At 58.8% G+C, this 20,116-nt stretch carries 18 protein-coding genes and 1 pseudogene; 9 read left to right on the plus strand and 10 right to left on the minus strand.

Translation table 11 applies throughout. The features are described from left to right. Window positions 1-56 precede the first annotated feature (56 nt). The gene (locus I6I71_RS08210) at window positions 57-1,073 is read left to right on the plus strand and encodes a glycoside hydrolase family 25 protein (protein WP_201820260.1); all 1,017 of its coding nucleotides are present in this window, start codon (window positions 57-59) and stop codon (window positions 1,071-1,073) included. Here the strand turns inward: I6I71_RS08210 and I6I71_RS08215 are convergent, their stop codons facing one another. The 8 genes from I6I71_RS08215 to I6I71_RS08250 all read right to left on the minus strand — a co-directional run bounded on the left by I6I71_RS08215 (window position 1,074) and on the right by I6I71_RS08250 (window position 8,720). Then, entirely contained in the window at window positions 1,074-1,883 is an 810-nt protein-coding gene (locus tag I6I71_RS08215; RefSeq protein ID WP_201820262.1) for a spermidine synthase, read from the minus strand. 36 nt (window positions 1,884-1,919) lie between these two features. Then, window positions 1,920-2,669 carry an ABC transporter permease gene (locus tag I6I71_RS08220; RefSeq protein WP_201820265.1) on the minus strand — a complete coding sequence of 250 codons (750 nt, stop codon included), beginning with the start codon at window positions 2,667-2,669 and terminating at the stop codon, window positions 1,920-1,922. 3 nt (window positions 2,670-2,672) lie between these two features. Beyond that, a complete protein-coding gene (locus tag I6I71_RS08225; protein WP_201820268.1) occupies window positions 2,673-3,419 on the minus strand; it encodes an ABC transporter permease in 747 nt (248 codons plus the stop codon). Beyond that, complete coding sequence (locus I6I71_RS08230) at window positions 3,416-4,330, minus strand: ABC transporter ATP-binding protein (protein ID WP_201820271.1); 915 nt, start codon at window positions 4,328-4,330, stop codon at window positions 3,416-3,418. The genes I6I71_RS08225 and I6I71_RS08230 overlap by 4 nt, the downstream gene beginning before the upstream one ends. 80 nt (window positions 4,331-4,410) lie before the next feature. Then, on the minus strand, window positions 4,411-5,091 hold the full coding sequence (locus I6I71_RS08235; RefSeq protein WP_201820274.1) for a response regulator: 681 nt from the start codon (window positions 5,089-5,091) through the stop codon (window positions 4,411-4,413). Next, window positions 5,088-6,203, minus strand: a complete 1,116-nt coding sequence (locus I6I71_RS08240; protein ID WP_201820277.1) for a sensor histidine kinase — start codon at window positions 6,201-6,203, stop codon at window positions 5,088-5,090. The genes I6I71_RS08235 and I6I71_RS08240 overlap by 4 nt, the downstream gene beginning before the upstream one ends. A 55-nt stretch (window positions 6,204-6,258) precedes the next feature. Further along, a complete protein-coding gene (locus tag I6I71_RS08245; RefSeq protein ID WP_201820280.1) occupies window positions 6,259-6,543 on the minus strand; it encodes a metal-sensitive transcriptional regulator in 285 nt (94 codons plus the stop codon). 35 nt (window positions 6,544-6,578) lie between these two features. Continuing rightward, a complete protein-coding gene (locus I6I71_RS08250; RefSeq protein WP_201820283.1) occupies window positions 6,579-8,720 on the minus strand; it encodes a heavy metal translocating P-type ATPase in 2,142 nt (713 codons plus the stop codon). 173 nt (window positions 8,721-8,893) lie between these two features. Here I6I71_RS08250 and I6I71_RS08255 point away from each other — a divergent pair. The 6 genes and pseudogenes from I6I71_RS08255 to I6I71_RS08280 all read left to right on the plus strand — a co-directional run. Continuing rightward, window positions 8,894-9,093 (plus strand): annotated as a pseudogene (locus I6I71_RS08255) (tRNA 2-thiouridine(34) synthase MnmA); the annotation flags it as partial. Between the two features lie 584 nt (window positions 9,094-9,677). After that, on the plus strand, window positions 9,678-11,291 hold the full coding sequence (locus tag I6I71_RS08260) for an ATP-binding cassette domain-containing protein (protein ID WP_201820286.1): 1,614 nt from the start codon (window positions 9,678-9,680) through the stop codon (window positions 11,289-11,291). Next, window positions 11,288-13,078 (plus strand): ATP-binding cassette domain-containing protein, encoded by a 1,791-nt coding sequence (locus I6I71_RS08265; RefSeq protein WP_201820289.1) that lies wholly within the window; start codon window positions 11,288-11,290, stop codon window positions 13,076-13,078. Before I6I71_RS08260 ends, I6I71_RS08265 begins: the two co-directional genes overlap by 4 nt. 293 nt (window positions 13,079-13,371) lie before the next feature. Then, window positions 13,372-14,469 carry a tRNA 2-thiouridine(34) synthase MnmA gene (mnmA, locus tag I6I71_RS08270; protein ID WP_201820292.1) on the plus strand — a complete coding sequence of 366 codons (1,098 nt, stop codon included), beginning with the start codon at window positions 13,372-13,374 and terminating at the stop codon, window positions 14,467-14,469. Beyond that, a complete protein-coding gene (locus I6I71_RS08275) occupies window positions 14,466-15,320 on the plus strand; it encodes a uroporphyrinogen decarboxylase/cobalamine-independent methonine synthase family protein (RefSeq protein ID WP_201820294.1) in 855 nt (284 codons plus the stop codon). The genes mnmA and I6I71_RS08275 overlap by 4 nt, the downstream gene beginning before the upstream one ends. Then, the gene (locus tag I6I71_RS08280; RefSeq protein ID WP_201820297.1) at window positions 15,317-15,691 is read left to right on the plus strand and encodes a hypothetical protein; all 375 of its coding nucleotides are present in this window, start codon (window positions 15,317-15,319) and stop codon (window positions 15,689-15,691) included. The genes I6I71_RS08275 and I6I71_RS08280 overlap by 4 nt, the downstream gene beginning before the upstream one ends. A gap of 19 nt (window positions 15,692-15,710) precedes the next feature. On the opposite strand, the gene I6I71_RS08285 is transcribed toward I6I71_RS08280, so the two are convergent. Both I6I71_RS08285 and I6I71_RS08290 read right to left on the minus strand, forming a co-directional pair. Further along, window positions 15,711-16,385 (minus strand): 3'-5' exonuclease, encoded by a 675-nt coding sequence (locus tag I6I71_RS08285; RefSeq protein ID WP_101735029.1) that lies wholly within the window; start codon window positions 16,383-16,385, stop codon window positions 15,711-15,713. Between the two features lie 10 nt (window positions 16,386-16,395). After that, entirely contained in the window at window positions 16,396-17,028 is a 633-nt protein-coding gene (locus tag I6I71_RS08290; RefSeq protein WP_201820306.1) for a Fic family protein, read from the minus strand. Between the two features lie 272 nt (window positions 17,029-17,300). On the opposite strand from I6I71_RS08290, the gene I6I71_RS08295 reads away from it, so the two are divergent. Then, window positions 17,301-18,041, plus strand: a complete 741-nt coding sequence (locus I6I71_RS08295) for a cyclase family protein (protein WP_201820308.1) — start codon at window positions 17,301-17,303, stop codon at window positions 18,039-18,041. A gap of 45 nt (window positions 18,042-18,086) precedes the next feature. Then, entirely contained in the window at window positions 18,087-20,111 is a 2,025-nt protein-coding gene (ligA, locus tag I6I71_RS08300) for an NAD-dependent DNA ligase LigA (protein WP_201820310.1), read from the plus strand. Window positions 20,112-20,116: the final 5 nt, after the last annotated feature.

The raw sequence follows: 20,116 nt of genomic DNA on the forward strand, positions 1-20,116 counted from the left end.
AACGTAACCCGTGTTGTATGTGTGACTGGTGTGACTAGTGTGATAAAGTCGCGCGCATGCGTCGACTTGTTGCTGCCTTAACCGCTGCCGCCCTGACTTTTGCACCCCTGCCTGCGATTGCCCAGTCTTTTCCTGGGCTGATCTCTGGCGTTGACGTTGCTGGGCACCAGCGACCGGGCGGCCAGGCAATTGACTGGAAGCAGGTTTCCGGCCCAGGCATGCAGCAGTTCGCCTTTGTAAAGGCCACTGAAGGCTCCGACTGGAAGAACACCTTCTACGACGAGGATGTTCGCGCCGCAGCCGATGCAGGTATGCGCGTTGGCGCCTACCACTACGCGCGCCCGGCTGGCGATGCGCTGGCACAAGCCCGCTACTTCGCCTCCGTGATCAACGAAGGCCCTGCAACCCAGTTGCCGCCGGTGCTTGACCTTGAGGTGGCTGAAGGCAAAAGCGCGCTGCAGCTGACCGCATGGACGCAGCTCTTCCTCGGCGAGGTGCAACGCCTGACCGGCAAGACGCCCATGATCTACACGTACCGCTACTTCTGGTACGAGCACATGGACAACACCAACGCCTTTACCAACTACCCGCTGTGGCTGGCTGCGTACCAGAACCGTCCGCCGCGCCCGGTGGGTGGCTGGGACAAGTTGAGTTTTTGGCAGCGCAGTGAATCCGGCCGCGTGCTGGGTATTTCCACGCCAGTGGACATGAACCTGTACAACGGCAACACTGGCCAGTTCCACCAGTTTGCGGCTGGCAACACGCGCGCAGGCGGCGGCGTGCTGGAACGTTTCCAGGTCGCAGAATCAGGTGAGCTCAAGGTGCTGGAGCAAGACAACACTGCGCTGGTGTTGGCGATTCTGGCACTTGCTGCAGGCGCCGTCGGCCTGGGTGAGCTGACGAAGGCCGTCGACCTCGCTGGCTTTAGTGATGCCGATGCCCGCAATATCGCCAACTTGGTACAGCGCCTGGCAACCACAGGCGAGCTGCCGGTAGAGGATCTTAAGAACATGGTTGCTGGCCGCTACCAGATCGGTGACCTGCTGATTCTTCTGGACAACGCAGCGAAGTAACTACTCGGCGGGGGCAGTAGGGGAGTCGTGGCGCGGCGTCGTTGCCAAGGCACGGCACCACGCCTCACCCTTGAACTGGGCGGGCACCGCACCCATGAGCAGGTTGCGGTTAAGCTGCGGGCTTGCCTCAATCGGCTGGTTAGCGCCAATGAGCACAATGTTGCCGTAGCGCCTGCCTTTCAGCATCGGAGGATCCGCAATCGCCGCCACATGCGGGAACACCTCGCACATGCCCGCTAGCTCCTCCTTGGCCTCCTTGAGGTCTGCATGCGAGCCACAGTTGGCAACATAAAGGCCGCTGTTGCTTGTCGACGCCCTGACGTTTTCATAAAACTCCACCGTCGTCAGACTGCGCGGGGTGGTGGCGGACGAGAACACGTCACGGATAATCACGTCGCGGGTTTCTGGCTTGAACGTGTCGGTGACTTCGCGAGCGTCCCCAACACGGATCTTCACCGCCGGCGCACGCGGGATGTCGAACAGCTCACGGGCCAGGATCGCTAGCTCAGCGTCGATCTCCACAACCGTGTTGCGTGATCCTTTCCATTTGCTGGCGAAGTAGCGCGGCATCGTGCAGGCCGCGCCGCCGAGGTGAGTCAGGCGTGCCTTCGGCTTGTCTGTATCCGGGTAGGCGCTATCTAAAAAGTCTGCGATCCAGCGCATGTACTCAAAATCCAGGCGCTCCGGATCACCTGGGACGATGTGCGAGCTTGGCACGCCGTTGACCAGCAGCACCATGGAGCCGTCTGGCTCGTGCAAAACCTCGGCGATGCCGGTATCGATCTCATGAAACTCGCTTTTTGTAGCCATGGCTGGTCAGCGTACCCGTCGGCCTGCGCCCGTCGACTAGAGGCGTGCGTCCGTGCCCCGTAGATAGGCCACTGCAGCCGCCCAGCCAGCCACGGTCAACGCTGAGGAGGCAGCGAGAACGCCTGTGACGGTGCCAGTGTCGAGCGCTCCAGCGGCGGCGACGGCGGAACTGCCCAACCACAGCGTGTGCGACAACAACGCAGGCGCCACGATGAACCGCACGCCAGGCACTCCAGCCGCGAGTGCGCCAAACGATACGAGACTTGCCACCACCGCAATGCCGATAGGTGCGGCAAAACTACGGATGACCATGGACAGCAGCGACTGCCACGACGCCACCGCAACGGCTGGTGCCAGTGCCAATAACGCTGTGACGAGGAGCTCGCTTGGAACTGCACCTGGAATCCGCAAAGCCCAACCGACGAACAACGTGAGGCCGATGAGAACAGCGTGCATCGCCGTAACAGTAACCGCGATCGCGGCGATTTTCGACGCCACCAGGTTGCCCACCGAACGCGTCGAAGTGAGCATGCTGAGCCAGTTGTGTCCGCGGTGCTCGACCCGCCAGGCGGCTGCGGCGAGGATCGCGATGCCAGCGGTACAGAACAGCAACCCATAAAACAGCATGACCTGGGAGAAGTAGCTACCCCAACCGGCGGTCAGGGTGCCGGTGTTCGCGGCGTAGTTGCCGGCGCCGATGGCGACGGCAACCGCGGGGACGAGAAGCGCGACCGCCCAGACGTGCGAGCGCCGAAGCTTGAGCAGGTCGTTAAGGATCAGGTCCATGGTCTAGATCTCCTTTCGATCCAGGGCTTTAGTACCGGCGACCAAGACCGCAACGGCGAGGACGAGGTAGCCGCTCCACAGCAACCATCCGGGTTGCGAAGGGGTAACCCCTGCCTCAGTGAAGCCGAACGGAAGGATCACAGCGATGTACCCGAAGGGATTGACTGCAGCCAGCCACGGCGGGGACAGCAGTGATGCGATTCCGAAGAACCCGCCGACGACCCCGACTGCGAGCACGACAAGCTGGGGTTCGACAAGCGCGGCGAGCAGCAGCATCACAGCGAGGAGCGCAAGCGTGGTGCCCGTGACACCAAGGCCGAAGCGCAGCCAAGTGGCCGGCATGGATCCGTGCGGTGCAGGCGCGCCCATCGCGACGGGCAGCGCTATGGCCCCAGCGAACTCAATGCTCTTTGCGACGACAACTACCACCGTCGCAACACCTAACTTTCGAAGAAGCAGCGCTCCGGGTCGAGTTCCTGCGATGGCGTTGAGCCGCCACCCGCCGCTGATGTGCTCTGTATCCACGATGCGGCTGGCCACCAGTGCAAGCTGCAACGGGGTCAAAAACGCCAGCGCCATGGCGAATCCGATGAGATGTCCCGCCCACGCGGTTTCTGGGTTGGCCCGGAATGCTGCGGCGGTGTCGCCTGCGAAGAGACTCATGTTGGCGAATAGGACAATGCCAACCGTCATCAGCAGACTCAGCCACACGATTTTGGTGCGTTTGAGTTTGGCAAATTCCACCATCATGCGCTGGCCACCTCGTCGTTGGTCAAGGCGATGAAGATGTCCTCGAGGCTGCGCCGTTTTCGCAGGATCTGGTGGAGTGGCACGCCGTATGCAACCAAAAGGGCGATGGTGTCGGCGAGGTGGTCGTCGTTAAGCCCGGAAAGCTCCACACCCCCCTCGACCCGTTTCGGTTGCAGTGCGCGAAGGACCGAGACTGCGGTTGCAACCTCAGGCGTCTGGATGAACACATCCGGCAACTGCGCGCTGTACAGCTCGTCTTGGGAGCCCTGAAACACGAGCTTGCCGTGATTGATGATGGTCAAGTCGGTCGCCATCTTCTCAATCTCGGACAACAGGTGGCTCGACACCAGCACCGTGCGGCCTTGGTCGCGGGCGAGGCTGATGATGAGTTCGCGGATTTCCTCGATGCCGGCGGGGTCAAGGCCGTTGGTGGGCTCGTCGAGAATAAGCAACTGCGGGTCGCGTGCGAGTGCCATCGCGATGCCGAGGCGCTGCTTCATACCCAGCGAATAGTTTTTCACCAGCTTGTCCATCTGGCCCTCGAGGCGCACCAGCGACACCGCGCGGCGCACCGCTTCGGGATCGGCGCCGAGCAGACGCGCGACAATACGCATGTTTTCACCACCCGTGAGGTGCGGGTAAGCGGCGGGGGCTTCGATGAGCGAGCCGACACCGGCAAGGACATGCGCGCGGTTCGCTCGCGTCATGGGGTGTCCGAGCACGCTGATGTCGCCGTGCGTGGGGGCGATGAGGCCGAGCAGCATCTTCATCGTGGTGGATTTGCCGGAGCCGTTCGGACCGAGCAAGCCATGCACTACGCCGGGAGCGACCTTGAGATCGAGGTTGTGGACGACGTCTGTGTGTCCATAGGTTTTGGTCAGACCGTGGGTCTGAATCATCGGTGTTTCCATGTCCCCAAGACTCGCGCAGGGCATGGGGTTTCGCGTCGGCGCGAGGCACGATTTTATGCGTGATACCGGAGTATGACGCGTCAGGAGTCCAACAGGTCGGTGCGCGACACCAGCCCGGTGCGGTAGGCGAAAAGTGCTGCGTGGACGCGGTCTCGCGACTGTGTCTTCGCCAGCACTCTGCCCACGTGGGTTTTCACCGTTGGCATGGAGATGAACATACGCTGAGCGATCTCCCCGTTGGACCACCCACGGCCGATTGCCACGAGCACTTCGCGCTCGCGCTCAGTTAGCTCGTTTAGCGCCAGCCGGTCGGCGGGGGACAGGCCAATCGTTTCCTCATCCGGAGCATGGAGCTTTGCCACGATCCGGTTCGTCGCCCGCGGAGAAATCACCGCATCACCGTTTGCCACGGTGCGGATAGCGTCGAGCAAGGTCTCTGGTTCAGCATCCTTGAGCAGGAACCCGCTGGCACCGGCACCAAGACCGCCGAGTACATAAGCTTCATCATCAAACGTGGTCAGGATGATGACCTTAGTCGCCGGATGCGTTGTTACGACCTGCCTCGTCGCAGCGATGCCGTCCAACACAGGCATCTGCACGTCCATAAGCACCACGTCTACCGCTTTATTACCGCATGCCCGAATCGCCTCCTCACCGTTGCCAGCAAGCCAACGCACCTGCATATCCTGCTGAGAGTCGATGACGCTGCGGATGCCGTGGAGGAAAAGCGCCTGGTCGTCTACGAGTCCGAGAGTGATCATGAGTTCAGCGGGATCCTTGCCATTGTGGTCCAGGTGCCGGCTGGGGTGGCGGATGCGGTCACCGTGCCGCCGGAAAGCGCCGCGCGCTGCCGCATGCCCTCCACTCCGTGGCCCGGACGAGTGGTCGCGCCGGGAGCGACCGGGTTCGTCATTTCTACCACGACGTTATCTGCGCCCCAGCGCACCGCGAGCTCGGCGCGGCCGGTGCCGTGCTTCATGGCGTTGGTCAGGGATTCCTGGACGATGCGTTGGACGGTTAGCGCTGTGACCGGTGCTAAATCCTCGGGTGGGGTGCCCTTGACGGTGTAGTCCACCTGAAGTCCGCCGGCGTGGCTTGTGGCGACGAGACCGTCAATGTCTAATTTCGCCAACGGTTCGACCGGACGTGGCACGCTACTGCGCAGCAACTCGACAACGCCCCGCATCTGGCGAAGTGAATCTCGACCAACACTGCCAATGGTGCGCAATGCCGCGTCTTTCGCTTCTAGAGTTTCGTCACCGAAGCGTGCGCCGTCGGCCTGCGCGACGATGACAGTCAGTGAATGGGTGACAATGTCGTGAATTTCTCGGGCTAGGTGGGCACGCTGTTCTTGGGCCTCGCGTTCGATCTCCGCACGCTGGCGCGCCAGCTCTTGCTCCGCGCTCTCTTCAGCGCGGCGGCGAAGCTCACCGAAAAGTAACGCCACAGTGAGCAGAATGATGCTCCAGAAGACGTAGGGGAGTCGCTCGGCAGGCTCGAGCGCGGTGAGCGCGGGGATGACGAACGCGGTGGCTGCGGCGTCGCCAAGCAGCAGTGCACCCGTGGCGATGTCGCGGTGCGGGGCGGGCAGGTGGCGCCTGGCGATGTAGGCGGCGAACGGCGCCACGGCGATTGTGCCGACGGGGAGTGAGTTGCAGAACGCCGCGGGAATGAGCACCGCAAGTATCGCAGCGAACGTTTCCAGCGGCCAGCGCCAGCGGGTAAACGGGGCCGCAACGGCGCAGGCCAGCAGTGCGAGCCCGACGACCAACTGCCGCGAATCCGGCAGCAGCCCAACTAGGCAGGTGACCAGCATGAACGCTGCCATGCTCGCATTGCGGATCAGCACTGCGCGGGGAGTGGATAAGTTCATGACCGTCCACGCTACTTGCCGCCGCGGGCAGCCGCGTCGTACTGCGGTATGACGCTTAGGACTTCACCAGCCGCGCGATAGCTGCGGACGCCTCTTTGATCTTGTCCTCGGCTTCCTGCCCGCCTTTGATGGCATTGGCGACGCAGTGCTCCAAGTGATCGTCCAGCAAACCCAGTGCTACGCTCTTCAGCGCCGCGTTGACCGCACTGATCTGGGTGAGAATGTCAATGCAGTAGGCGTTTTCGTCGATCATGCGGTGAATACCGCGGGTCTGCCCCTCGATACGCTTGAGACGAGCGAGATAGCGGTCTTTTTCGCTGATGTAGCCGTGGTCGTTCATTATGGGCCTCCTTGTTTGGTGTGGACGGTACCGGGCTACTTGGACCGGTTAAGTATCCGGTCGGTGCTGCTCTGTGGGGTGAGGTCGAGTCGGCGCAGCAGTTGCGCATTCAGAGCCACGACGACGGTCGAGGCCGACATCAGGATCGCACCGACGCTCATCGGCATCACGAAACCGATTGGAGCGAGGATACCGGCAGCCAGCGGCACGGACAGCAAGTTGTAACCGGCCGCCCACCAGAGGTTCTGCTTCATCTTCCGGTAGGTCTCTCGCGAGAGCTCAATGACCGAGAGCACCGATCGCGGATCAGAGCTTGCCAGGATGACCTCCGCCGAGCCGATGGCCACGTCGGTGCCCGCACCGATCGCGATACCGACATCGGCCTGGGCCAGCGCCGGTGCGTCGTTGACGCCGTCGCCGACCATGGCGACCTTGTGTCCCTCGCTCTGCAGTTCCTTGACCTTTGTGGCCTTGTCCTCCGGCCGCACACCGGCGAAGACCCGATCGATGCTCAATTCGCCCGCTACGGTGTTCGCCACGGCCTGCGCGTCGCCGGTAATCATGACGACTTGAGCACCCGATGTGTGCAGTGCATCGACGGCGTCGCGGGACTCGGGGCGGATCTCGTCGGCAAGCCGCAGCGCGCCGATCACTTCGCCGTCGGCGAGGACGTGGAGAATGATCGCGCCCTCCTTTCGCCACTCGTCTGCGATGGGGAGCTCTTCGGCGGAATGCATCTCAAGCAGGTAGGGACCACCGACCTCGATTACCTCACCGTCAACCGTTGCCTTCACGCCCACTGCTGGGGACGAAGAAAAGTCGGTGGCCTGCGGGACGGCTACGCCACGGGCCTGAGCAGCCCCGGTGATGGCGCGGGCGAGCGGGTGCTCGCTGTCTGCTTCGGCGGCCGCTGCCAGGGCAAGCACGTCTTCTTTATCACGCCCGCCGGCGGGGTCGATCGCGGTGACGGTGGGTCCGCCCTTGGTCAACGTGCCGGTCTTGTCGAACAACACAGCGTCGACTGAGCGCATCGATTCGAGCGCGAGCCGATCCTTGATCAGCACCCCGCCGCGTGCCGCGCGCTCAGTCGCGATTGAGACGACCAGCGGGATGGCAAGGCCGAGGGCGTGTGGGCAAGCGATGACGAGCACGGTGATGGTGCGTACCACGGCGTCATTTGGCATGCCGACGACGGTCCAGACCACGGCGGTCAGAATGGCGGCGCCGAGGGTGAACCAGAACAACCACGCGGCGGCCTTGTCTGCGAGGCGCTGCGCCCGCGATGACGATTCTTGCGCATCGGTGACGAGCTTTTGGATGCCGGCCAACGCGGTGTCGCTACCCGTGGCCGTGACCTCGACTCGCAGACCCGAGTCAGTCGCGATAGTGCCAGCAACCACGTGCTCTCCTTCACCGCGGCGCACTGTTTTCGACTCGCCGGTAACCATCGACTCGTCCATGCTGGCGCTGCCGTCGACGATTGTGCCGTCGGCGGGCACGGACGCTCCGGGCCGGACGATCACGATATCGCCGACCTCAAGATCCGCCGGGGAGACCTTCACAACTTCGTCGCCGTCGATCTTCTCGGCCTCGTCGGGCAGAAGAGCGGCGAGCGAATCCAGGGCCGAGGTGGTCTGGGCGAGGGAGCGCATCTCGATCCAGTGCCCCAGCAGCATGATGACCACCAGCAGCGCCAGTTCCCACCAGAAACTCAGCCCGCGGTCCAGCAAGTTCAGGCTCGCACCCCAAGAGGAGACGAAGGCGACCGTGATCGCGAGCGCAATCAGTAGCATCATGCCGGGTTTGCGGGAGCGGATCTCTGAGGCCGCCCCGGACAAGAACGGGCGACCTCCCCAGAAGTAAATGACCGTGCCCAAAAGCGGCGAGATCCACCGGGCCCATTCCGTGTCTGGCAGCTGATAGCCGATGAGATGGGCGAAAGTGCTGTTGAACCCGACGACCGGGATAGCGAGAACCAGCATGATCCAGAAGAGTCTGCGGAACTGGGCAACGTGATCACCGTGGCCTGTGTGGCCCGCGTGGCCATGGCCTCCATGTTCTCCGTGGCCCGCGTGCTCTGCGTGGTTGTGGTCGGCATGGCCTTCGTGGTTGCTGTGTTCGTGGTGACTGGCGTACCCACCGGGTCCGGTGTGGGAGTGGGTGTGCCTGTCGTTCATGGTTCTGTCCTTTCGTTGCAGTTCATAGTTGTGATCGGTTCGGCCGTGCCGGGGCCTAGCACGACGGCTGTCATCCACATTAATACCCCATGGGGGTATATGTCTAGAATGCGTCCTCATCGTTACGGCCCGACGTTTCACCTTTCGTGGGCGTGGCACTACACTGCGCTGACATGCGAGTATTGGCAGCGATGAGCGGGGGAGTCGACTCCTCTGTGGCCGCCGCGCGCCTTTTGTTGAGGCTGGTCATGATGTTGTCGGCGTACACCTGGCGTTGAGCAAAGATGCGCAGCAAACGCGCGAGTCTGCCCGCGGGTGCTGCTCCCTGGAGGATTCGGCCGACGCACGTCAGGTGTGCGACAAGCTGGGTATCTCGCATATAGCTTATGTCTAGCCGCCCCCAAAACTTCGGCAACCACCAGAAGCTGACAGTAGATACCGTAGATCTGAAGACAGAGCTGACAAAGTGGGGATTACTGCCATTGCACGTCGGGATGATTTCCAAAAATGGAACTACGGGGACTCGATCAAGAACTCGATACTAGGGAATTTTCAGCTTGCGGCCGATACTTCGGACCTCAATCCCTAGGAAGTAACTCAAATTCCAGCGCGAAACCCAAAACCAAAGATATGATGCAAGACAAGTAACTCCCCACTTGATAGAAAGGCGGGTCCATGGAAATGAATACCCAATTCACTCTTGGAGTAGTTGCGTACGTCCGTTTCGGACAAGATTGCGACTACGACCGCCTTTCTGCACATACTCCGACGGGGTCCTGACCTGTCGCATTAACTTTATAGGGGAGGAAGCTGGAAGAACTGGGATTCTTTCAGTTTGTTCGAATGAGGAAAATTGCTTACCCTAACACTTTGCAGTTAGCTTGGGCTTCGGCCCCAAAGCTGCTTTGCGCTTCAGTAATCTGTACTTTTGCGTCTGCGATACTTCAACTAGCGCTAATGCTTGAAGTGTCACAATCCGTAAGTAGGCTTTCGCAACCCGAAACTCTGAATTTGAGTGCATTTACTCCTTTGATTGCCCTGTTACTTGGCGTTCCTGTAGTAAGCGCAGTCAATGATTTATTAATTTACCGATTGCAATACGCGGTTCAACTCGTTCTCCAGCCGGCTGCACTGTGCAGGGATTTCAAAAATGGAAGGTCAAGTCTTAGCGAACAGACTCGAACATGGGTCGGGCAAGAAGGAATCTCGCTTCAGTTCTATGTGATTCAAAAGCGGTTAAGTGGTCTTGCTTCATTCTTGGTATTGGCGCAATGGAACTTCATACTCGCCGCCTTGGTGACGGCTGCAACTTGGTATTCGGGACACAGGACATTCGCATTTGCAGTAAAGCAGCAACAGCAATTGTCGAGCGTCGCTGATGAATCGTCAATCCGGAGCCAATTCTATTGGAGGGCATTGACGTCTCCCGAGTTTACAGAAGAGACCCGTCTTTTTGGACTGAATAAGTTGTTGACGAGACGCTTCGAGAGTTATTCGCGAAAACGACTTGAGACTGCACGCTCGGATACCAAGAGGGGCATTGTACAAAGCGCGATCGCTAACTTGCCGCTCGTCGGCGCAATGTGCTTGTTTTTTGCCTGGGCACTGAGAGCTAACAACCTAGACTATCCAGGATTCCTCAGTGCAGCAGTCGTGGCTCTACCAGGTCTTTCCGGAGTTGGCAATCAAGGTTCTATCCAAATTAGAGCACATGAATTTGACGAAATGGTTTCGCAAGCAGTCAAGCGACCCAAGGAACTGACAGCAGTTTGCAGCGCGGAGCCTCGCACCCCAAATGATCGGCTTATCGAATTTCAAAACGTCGGATTTGGCTATAAAAACAAGTCAGTGCTCAAAGGACTTACGCTAGCCATTAAACTTGGGGAAAAAGTAGCAATAGTCGGACCTAATGGGGCCGGAAAATCTACACTCGCAAGACTGATTACTGGGCAAGAGGAAGCGCAACAGGGACTAGTCACGCTTGACGGTTTACCTCCCAGCGTCAGGCTTGATGGATCCGGATTGGGCTACGTAGCGCAAGATTTCATGAAGTATCCTGGTGATCCAAACGAAGGTATTGAACTGGGGCGTGATCTTTCACCGGCTAATGTTCAAACCTTGTCAGATCAATTAGGTATCTCTCACATACTGAACGCAACCAAATCTCCTGGAGCATACTCCGAGGGACAGTGGCAAAAATTAGCAATTGCGCGCGCGCTTCTTAGCGAAAGCGCCCAGTGGGGTCGCTTGATTCTACTGGATGAGCCCACGTCCGCACTAGATATCCATGCGGAGCAAGCTCTTTATGATCTCGTGATCCGAAATGCAGAACCCAATGACACCGTCATCGTTATAACGCACCGACTGCAGTCTGTCGTTGAAGTAGACCGGATTATTGTAATTGATAACGGAAAAATTGTTCAACAGGGTAACCATAAAGAGCTAATGGCTGACACAAAGGGACTTTATGCCCAAATGTTCACAACCCAGCAGCGTCTTTATGCTGTTGGATCAAAAAGCTCGGAAAAGACTTCATGTGCTGGAAATTCCCCGAAGGGAGAGACTCGATGAGTCTCAAGAAAAACGATCAAGCCGGAAGGAATGAAGTCAACAAGTCTCATCGGTCGCTGATTGGCGTGTTTTTGAGCAACTTATCAATCCGTACAATGGTCGTTTTTGCGATCTACACCATATTGACTTTGGGAACAGCGCTTTTCCCTCTCGCGGTCAACGTAGCGTTGTCAGGAAGTATCTTCTCATTGTCGCTACCAAACTGGAGCGGAATTGTTTATTTTCTCTGTGTTACGTCGCTTCTGTACGTAATCGGCCCAATTGCAGGAAACGCCCAAATTGAGTTTGCATTTCAGATCGGTGCCGCGACAGACAAACGCATTGCCGAGGTAATCGGCAGCCAGAAGTACCTGGATGGCATGGAATCAAAGAACATGGTGAGTGACCTTGAAGTATTTCGTTCAAGGCAATCGGTACTCGGGGAGGCGTTGGCACGTGGCTATTTTGCAGTCGTCACATTGTTCATCCCGTTTATTGTCGTTCTTTCGACGGCCTATACAAATTCCTTACTCATCCTTCTCATACCAGCAAGTGTGCCGGTCATTTGGACAGGCATATATTCAGAAAAACTTCAAGAGCAAGCTGAAGCTGAATCGGCACCCATCCAAGTAGAGCTAGCTGACATGGCGAATCTTGCGAACAACGGCTCTACGTCAACCGAACTACGAGTTTACGGCGCAACTAATTGGTTTTTTGAGAACTACAGGAAGATAGTGGCACGCTGGGCAGCGCCAAGCCTGAAAGCAAATAGCTTTGTCGTTCTGTTTACTGAGTTGGCGCGAATCACTTATTTTTTGACTGTAGCGTTTGTGCTGTGGCGTAGTATTGCTAACAACGATTCTGAGGGGGCCCTGCTGGCGATATTGGCTAGTTTCCAGCTTTTTACTGTTCTATCCGGCGTTAGATTTGCGTATTCAGATATTTCACGCGCGCGCAGACAGTACTCTCGATTTCAACGAATTATAAAAGGGCTTACCTGCCAAACACTGGACAGTCGAAGCATTTTGCCGAAGACTGAAAACGCGCTAGTCGAGCTTAAGAATGTTTGTTATGAATATCCTGACGCCACTTCTAAAGCCCTAATCAACGTCTCAATTTCGATGCCAAAGCGGTCATTGATAACCATTATCGGATCCAATGGATCCGGGAAGTCAACGCTTGCCCAAATTCTAAGGGGAGTTCGAAAGCCCCAAGAAGGCACAATCGCATGGGCGTCATCACATACTGAGCAATTCATCGCTGGAGTCCCGCAGCACCCCAGCCGATGGGAGCTCAAGGCGATAGAATGCTGCACGTTGCCTCAAATAGGCGAGAATGGACCCTTTACGAACCAAGATGCCGCCTTGCTTGCTAGCGGGGCAGCTGAGGTGATATCTAAGCTACCCGAGGGAGCTTCCACAAAGCTAGGCGAAAGTTGGCTAAATTCTCAGCACCAACTGTCAGGTGGGCAATGGCAACGACTAGGAAACTCTCGAGGGCTAATTGGCGCAAATCAGGCCTGTTTGACAGTTGTGGACGAGCCTACGTCGGCGTTAGATCCATTCGCAGAGGCTCGCCTGATCGAAGAAGCCAAGAGCATTGTCACCAATTCGGAATGCGATAGTTCCGTCGTAATGATCACCCACCGAATATCATCAGCACTTAATTCAGATTATGTAATTCTGATGGAGGAAGGCAGAAAAATGGCCGAGGGGGATCCCGCCCTACTCCGTAAAGAATCCGATGCATTTAAGGCCTTGTTAGCAAGCTCGACTTTGACTGATTCGGGTTCAGCTACCAGACCATAGGTGTTGCGACCGGCTATTTGGTAGCAGTGTCGTGACTAGCTGGTAGCAGCTCACAACGCTCGGGGTGAAGCGGTCTGGTAGCCGCACTACTCGGGTGTGGCGTGTGACTGGAAGGAGTGCGTGTGACGGATTGCCGCGCGGTGATGTCGCTGCTTTTAAAAGCATTCTGACCGTCAGATTGAAGATGAAGTGTGCCTCGCTGTCTCATCCTGCCGCCTAAAAGGGACCCTTGAGGACTGTTTTTAACGAAGAGTTTTGGGGCACACATGCATTTCGCACTACACTGCGCTGACATGCGAGTACTAGCGGCGATGAGCGGGGGAGTCGACTCCTCGGTAGCGGCAGCGCGCCTTGTTGAGGCTGGTCACGACGTTGTCGGCGTGCACCTTGCGTTGAGCAAAGATGCGCAGCAAACGCGCGAATCCGCTCGCGGGTGCTGCTCCCTCGAGGACTCTGCGGATGCGCGCCGCGTGTGCGACAAGTTGGGCATCCCGTTTTACGTGTGGGATTTCTCTGACCGGTTTAAAGAAGAGGTCATTGACAACTTCGTCTGGTCCTATGAAAACGGCGAGACCCCAAACCCGTGCCTGCGTTGCAACGAGAAGATCAAGTTCGCAGCTCTGCTGGATCGTGCGGTAACGCTCGGCTTCGATGCGATCGCCACAGGGCACTACGCAATTATCGACGATGCCGGCAACCTGCGGCGCAGCGCGGACCCGTTGAAAGATCAGTCTTATGTGCTCGGTGTGCTCACCCGCGACGAGTTGGATCGCTGCATCTTCCCAGTGGGCGACACCGAGAAGCCACAGATCCGTGAAGAGGCAGCGCGGCATGGGTTCTCTACTGCGTCGAAGCCGGATTCCTACGACATCTGCTTCATTCCGGACGGCAACACGCAGGCCTTTTTGGGCCGCTCTATCGGCATGCGTCCCGGCCTGATCAAGGACACGCACGGCAATGAGCTCAAAGAACATGACGGCGCGTTTCAGTACACGATCGGCCAGCGCAAGGGTCTGAACATCCGCGTGCCCGCGGCGGACGGGAAGCCCCGATACGTCACCGACGTCGATGCAGCCACAGGAACTGTCACCGTTGGCCCCCGCGAAGCGCTGAAGGTACAGGAGATCACCGCGGACCGACTCAAGGTTTTGCACCCGGCCATGTCAGACGCTGCGTCGAGCGGCGAGGAACTTGGTGCTCACGTGCAGATCCGCGCCCACGGCGGGGTAGTGCCGTGCACAGCACGTATCAGCGGCGACCGCATGACGCTTTCTCTCCACCAACCGCTGGAGGGCGTGGCCCGGGGACAAGCGGCGGTGCTGTACCTTCCTGATCCAGATGGCCTAGGCGATGTTGTCTTAGGCTCCGGCACCATCTGCGCAACGGCATGACACTTTCACCTACTGCATTCGGGCTTGGACCACTGCCCGGTACTGACCTCGTACAGGCAGCGGATGTGGTGCTCTCCGAGTCACCGCTGCCACACCTCCCGCAGCTTCCTGACCGCGGGGTCGGCTCCGACCTGATCGGACGTACCGCAGCGTTGTTGGAGATCCCAGTTGCCCCAGGTCCACGTGGGTGGCGCGTGGCGGCACGCAAGCGTGGGCTTGCGGACCAAATGGATCGCGACTTGGACCTGTTGGAAGAGCTCTGGCACGGCAAGGTTGACGTGGTCAAGGTGCAGGTGGTGGGGCCGTTGACGTTGGCGTCGTTAGTAGAAAAGCCCAATGGGCACCGGATGATCACTGACCCGGGTGCGTTTCGGGACCTGACTGAGGCGCTGCTGCATGCGTGCGAGGAACACCGCGCGGATGTGGCGCGGCGTTTTGGTGCGACGGTGCTGCAACTCGATGAGCCGCAGCTGCCAGCGGTAATGGCCGGAAGCCTCAAGGGCACCACCGATTTTGACACCATCCGTGCGATCCCAGAGCCGGAGGAGATCCTCCAGCGCTTCGGCGAGCACCTGCTCAACACAGCGGCGCTGGTGGATGTGCCGTGGATTACTGTCGATCCACGACGTGCAGAAAAGGACGCGTTGGCTCGGCTGCTTGATGGCGGCACACGCATCGCCATCCCAACCATGCAGCCGCGCGAGCTGTTCAACTTGTTTGATGAACTACAGATTGACCCCGCGGAGACCCGGATTGACGTGTATGCGTCTCCGGCAGAAACGCTGGTAGGGAGCGCGAAGAACTACTTCGCCGCGCGCGAAATGCACGAAGCACTTACAGTTGAATTATGAATGAACGACTTCACTGGGAAAAGAAATCCGTGAACTGGGCCCTTGCCGTGGGCTTGGCGGTGCTGTTTTTCATCGTCCTCGCAATAGTCATGGAGCGTCTGTGGGCAGGTGTTGCAGTTGCCGTGATTATTGCCGTGGTGTTCGCGTTAATGCCGGATAAGCGCTGGGCGGATTTTGACGGCCAGACGCTGCGCTTTGGCCAGAAGAAGCTCGGCATCGAGCTGCCGCGCGAAACCATTGCGAGCGTTAGCACCAATGACGCTGGTGACTTGGTCGTGCAAACCACGGCAGGGGAGCACCACACCCTGAAATCGGGTGGGGACGCAGACGGGCTACGCGCGTTCGCGCAAAAGGTGCAGGCAGCGCTGTAATAGGCCTAGCCCAGCAGGACTAGCCCAACATCGGCCAACCGGGCAACACGTCTGAGGCGTCGCGGCCGTTGGATTCGAAGTACCTGCGGCGTTCCTCCTGCATCTTGTAGTACTCCACAGCTTGGTACTCCATCAGCTCGCCGGTATCCATCTGCGCGAGCTCCGGGAAGTGCTTGCGCACCTGCATCCACGCAACGCGCGCGGCGGCGGTCGCATCAGCGGTCGCCTCATGCGCGTTATCAATACGCACGCCGTAGTGCTCACACATAGCCGTCAGGTTGCGCTTGCCCTTGCGGTAGCGATCCTTGGCGCGGTCAATCACCAGCGGGTCATAGACCGGACCGGTCACGGTGAAATCGCCCGTAAGCTGGCGCAGCACCGTCAGATCGTAGGGGGCGTTGAACACCACCAGCACTAGGCCGTCGTCCCAGCCCTTTTTGATCGCCTCGACTGTTTCGTGCAGCACCTCATCGTGGTCGCGGCCCTCCGCACGCGCCTTTTCCGTGGTGATGCCGTGAACCTTCGCGGCCTCCTCGGGGATCTCTATGCCGGGGTCGGCGAGGGTTTCGTTGGAGGTGACCTCAGCACCGTCGATACGCACGAGCGCAGACGTGACAATCCTGGCCTCACGCGGGTTGGCGGAGGTAGTCTCCAGGTCAAAGGAGAGCATGCGGGAGGCATCGAAGTTAGCCATGCACGCCATTCTAACGGTCACCGGCACACGCCCGGGACGGAATGAAATCACACAGCGGTTGTGGATCTCGATTGAGATCAAAAGTGCGTAAAAGCTGGATATACGTCCGCTTATCAATGCTCCAGTCATACTCCAACGTATGTGGAAGGCTTTGTCCAGCGGCGAATACTAGGTCAGCCAACAGTCGAGTGACACGTCCGTTGCCGTCTACAAAAGGATGAATTCGAACGAACTCGGCATGGGTGCATATTCCGAGATCGTGTGGAGAAGTAACTAATGCTTCTTCCCAGCGATAATTCAGATTCCCGCAGGCCATAAAGATTTCGCTCGAGATGTGACTGGGTTCAACTCCAATGTTCAAGACAGTTTTACGGAATTTACCTGCCCATTTCCAAATGCCCTCAAACAACATGGTGTGAAGTTCTATTAGAAACGAAGGCGTCAAGAGGTCAGGAACTGTTAGTTTTTCATGATCAATCTCGGATAGGAGTCTTTCCCTAGCTTCGCTGTAAAGTGCGGTTTCTAGGTCATAAATCGCTGACTTTGTGAAGCTTTCACCCAGGTTACGAAGCACTTCAGGGTTGAGAGATTCCAGTTCATCCCCTTCGAGAGGCGTTTCTCCATACCCAGGTGTTAAACCCATGAACGATCACTTCGGAGGCGTTGGAGTACTTGCTCAGTTATGGCCGAACGAACATAGTTTTTGGGGACATTTCGTCCTTCGAGAGCCATCGATGCTTTGGCAGCCCGCATTGAAGTCGCTAGCTCTAGAGGACGTTCGTTTTGCTGATGAGTAGCTGGCACTTTGGCTCCTTTCCAGAATTCTTTCAAATATTCTAGACACCTCTCGAAACCCGCAGGGATACTGAATACAATCCTTGCCCCCAGCGCACGTGATGTTTGATAGTCACATTCATGACACAACTTACTGATTGGCAAAAGCAGGTTCTCGGCGCGAAGCGCGTTGACCTTACCCACCAGATCCACCCGGAGATCCCGCACTTTCCGGCATTTCAGCCCATGTCTGAGCGCACGGTGACCACGATTGCAAAGGACCGTTTCTTTGCCAAGGAGTACACCTTTGCCACCCCGTATGGCACCCATATTGATGCGCCTGGGCACTTTGCGGAGGGCAAGAGGCTTGTGGACGCTATCGGTGCCGACGAACTCATCCTGCCCCTGTTTGTTCTCCACCTGGAAGACACGGTCGCGCAGAACCCGGATCACGGTGTGACGGTGGAAGACATCAAGGCTTTCGAGGCCGAGCACGGCGAGATCCCCGAGGGCAGCTTCGTAGCGTTTGCCAGCAACTGGCACAAGCGCTGGGAGGACCCGGCGGCATTTGTCAACCACGATGACAGCGGCGTGCAGCACACCCCGGGCTGGACGCTGGATGCGTTGAAGTTCTTGGTTGAAGAGCGCAAGGTGGCTGCCATCGGTCATGAGACGCTGGATACAGATCCGGGTGTGGTGGCCGCTGAGACGGGTTTCCTCTACGGCGAGCTCTACATTCTGGAGCAGGACATCTACCAGGTAGAGGTCATGACCAACCTGGACCAGGTCCCGGCGACGGGTGCGGTGATTGTGGTGGGCCCGGCGAACTTCCGCGGCGCGCCTTCCATTAGCTCGCGCGTGTTCGCACTGTTCCAAAACTGATCTTCGAACACTGATCTGTGTAATCACTCACTAGACTGGCTGCTCATGAGCGAACTTCAAGATTTGCAGCGCGAATGGGACCAGCTAGCGGGGGAGGTCCGCCACCACAGGGACCTGTATTACAACGGCCAGCCGGTAATTTCGGACGGTGAGTTTGATGAGCTGTTTCGTCGCCTGCAGGCGCTTGAAGAGGAGCACCCGGAGCTAGCCGTACCGGATTCCCCGACCAAGGAAGTCGGCGCCCCAGTAAATGACGGTGCGTTTGCAGACGTCACCCACCCAGAGCGCATGATGAGCCTGGACAACGTCTTCTCTGAAGCAGAAATGCGCGAGTGGCTGGCCAAGACTCCTGGCCCGTACCTCACTGAGCTGAAAATCGACGGGTTGTCCATTGACCTGGTGTACGAAAACGGTGAGCTCACCCGTGCTGCCACGCGTGGGGACGGTGTAACGGGCGAAGACATCACCGCCAACGCCCGCGTGATTGAGGACATCCCGCACACGCTCAAAGGTGACGCCCCGGCCTTCCTTGAGGTGCGCGGCGAGGTGTTTATTCGCCCCGAGGACTTCCCGGAGCTCAATGAGCTGCGCCAGAAGGAAGGCGGCAAGCCGTTTGCCAACCCGCGCAACACGGCAGCAGGTGGCTTGCGTCAGAAGAACCCGGAGGATGTGAAGAAGCGCAAGCTTCGCATGATCTGCCACGGTATCGGCGCGCGCGAGGGCTTCAACCCGCAAACGCAGCACGAGGCCTACCTGAAGCTTGCGGAGTGGGGGCTGCCGGTCAGCGAGTACACGCGCCAGGCGGAAACCGCCGAGGACGTAATCAAGGCGGTCAAGTACTGGGGCGAGCACCGCAATGACGCGATCCATGAGATGGACGGCCTTGTAGTCAAGGTGGATTCCGTGGCGGAGCAGCGTGCGCTGGGTGCTACGTCGCGCGCGCCGCGTTGGGCGATTGCGTACAAGTACCCGCCGCAGGAAGTGACCACGAAGCTGCTGGACATCGAGGTCTCTGTGGGCCGCACTGGGCGCGCAACCCCGTTTGCAGTGCTAGAGCCGGTGTTTGTCTCTGGCTCCACGGTCTCCATGGCCACCCTGCACAACCAGCACGAGGTCAAGCGCAAGGGTGTGTTGATCGGGGACACGGTGGTGGTGCGCAAGGCCGGCGAGATCATCCCGGAGGTCTTGGGCCCCGTTGCTGATCTTCGCGACGGCACCGAGCGCGAATTCGTCTACCCGGAGAATTGCCCGTCATGTGGCACGAAGCTGGCCCCTGCGAAGGAAGGCGACGCTGACTGGCGTTGCCCCAACACCCGCTCATGCCCGGCGCAGCTAGCGACGCGGCTGGAGTACATCGCGTCCCGCGGCGTCTTTGACATTGAGGCACTGGGGGAGAAGGGTGCTCAGGACTTGATCGCGTCCGGTGTGCTTGAAGATGAGGCGAAGCTGTTCGACCTCACCGAGGAAGACCTGAAGAAGTCCAGCGCGTACACGCGTAAAGACGGCGCAGTCAACGCTGCTGGCAAGAAGCTGCTGGCCAACCTTGAGACCGCGCGTCACGCGGATCTGTGGCGGGTGATCACCGCGCTGTCTATCCGCCACGTCGGTCCCACCGCGGCCCGCGCACTAGCAACGCGGTACCACTCGTTGCAGGCGCTTATGGACGCCCCCGTGGAGGACCTTGCCGAGACTGACGGTGTTGGCGAGGTGATTGCAGCGTCGTTTAAGGAATGGTTCACGGTTGATTGGCACCAGGCGATCGTGGATGCCTGGGCAGCCGCCGGGGTGACCATGGAGTCGGACGAGGAAGAGCGCGCCCCGCAGACGCTGGAGGGCCTGACCATCGTTGCCACCGGCACGCTGGAGGGCTTTACTCGCGACGAGATTAAGGAAGCGATCCTGTCACGCGGCGGTAAGGCAGCAGGTTCGGTATCGAAGAAAACTGACTACGTGGTGGTTGGTGAAAACGCCGGCTCCAAGGCCGCAAAGGCCGAGGAGCTGGGGCGGCCGATTCTCACCGAGGCGCAGTTTGTGCAACTGCTTGAGGGCGGCCCAGACGCGATTGCATAAGTCGC

It is taken from the genome of Corynebacterium riegelii (assembly GCF_016728505.1).
GTDB classification, from domain to species: Bacteria; Actinomycetota; Actinomycetes; order Mycobacteriales; family Mycobacteriaceae; genus Corynebacterium; species Corynebacterium riegelii.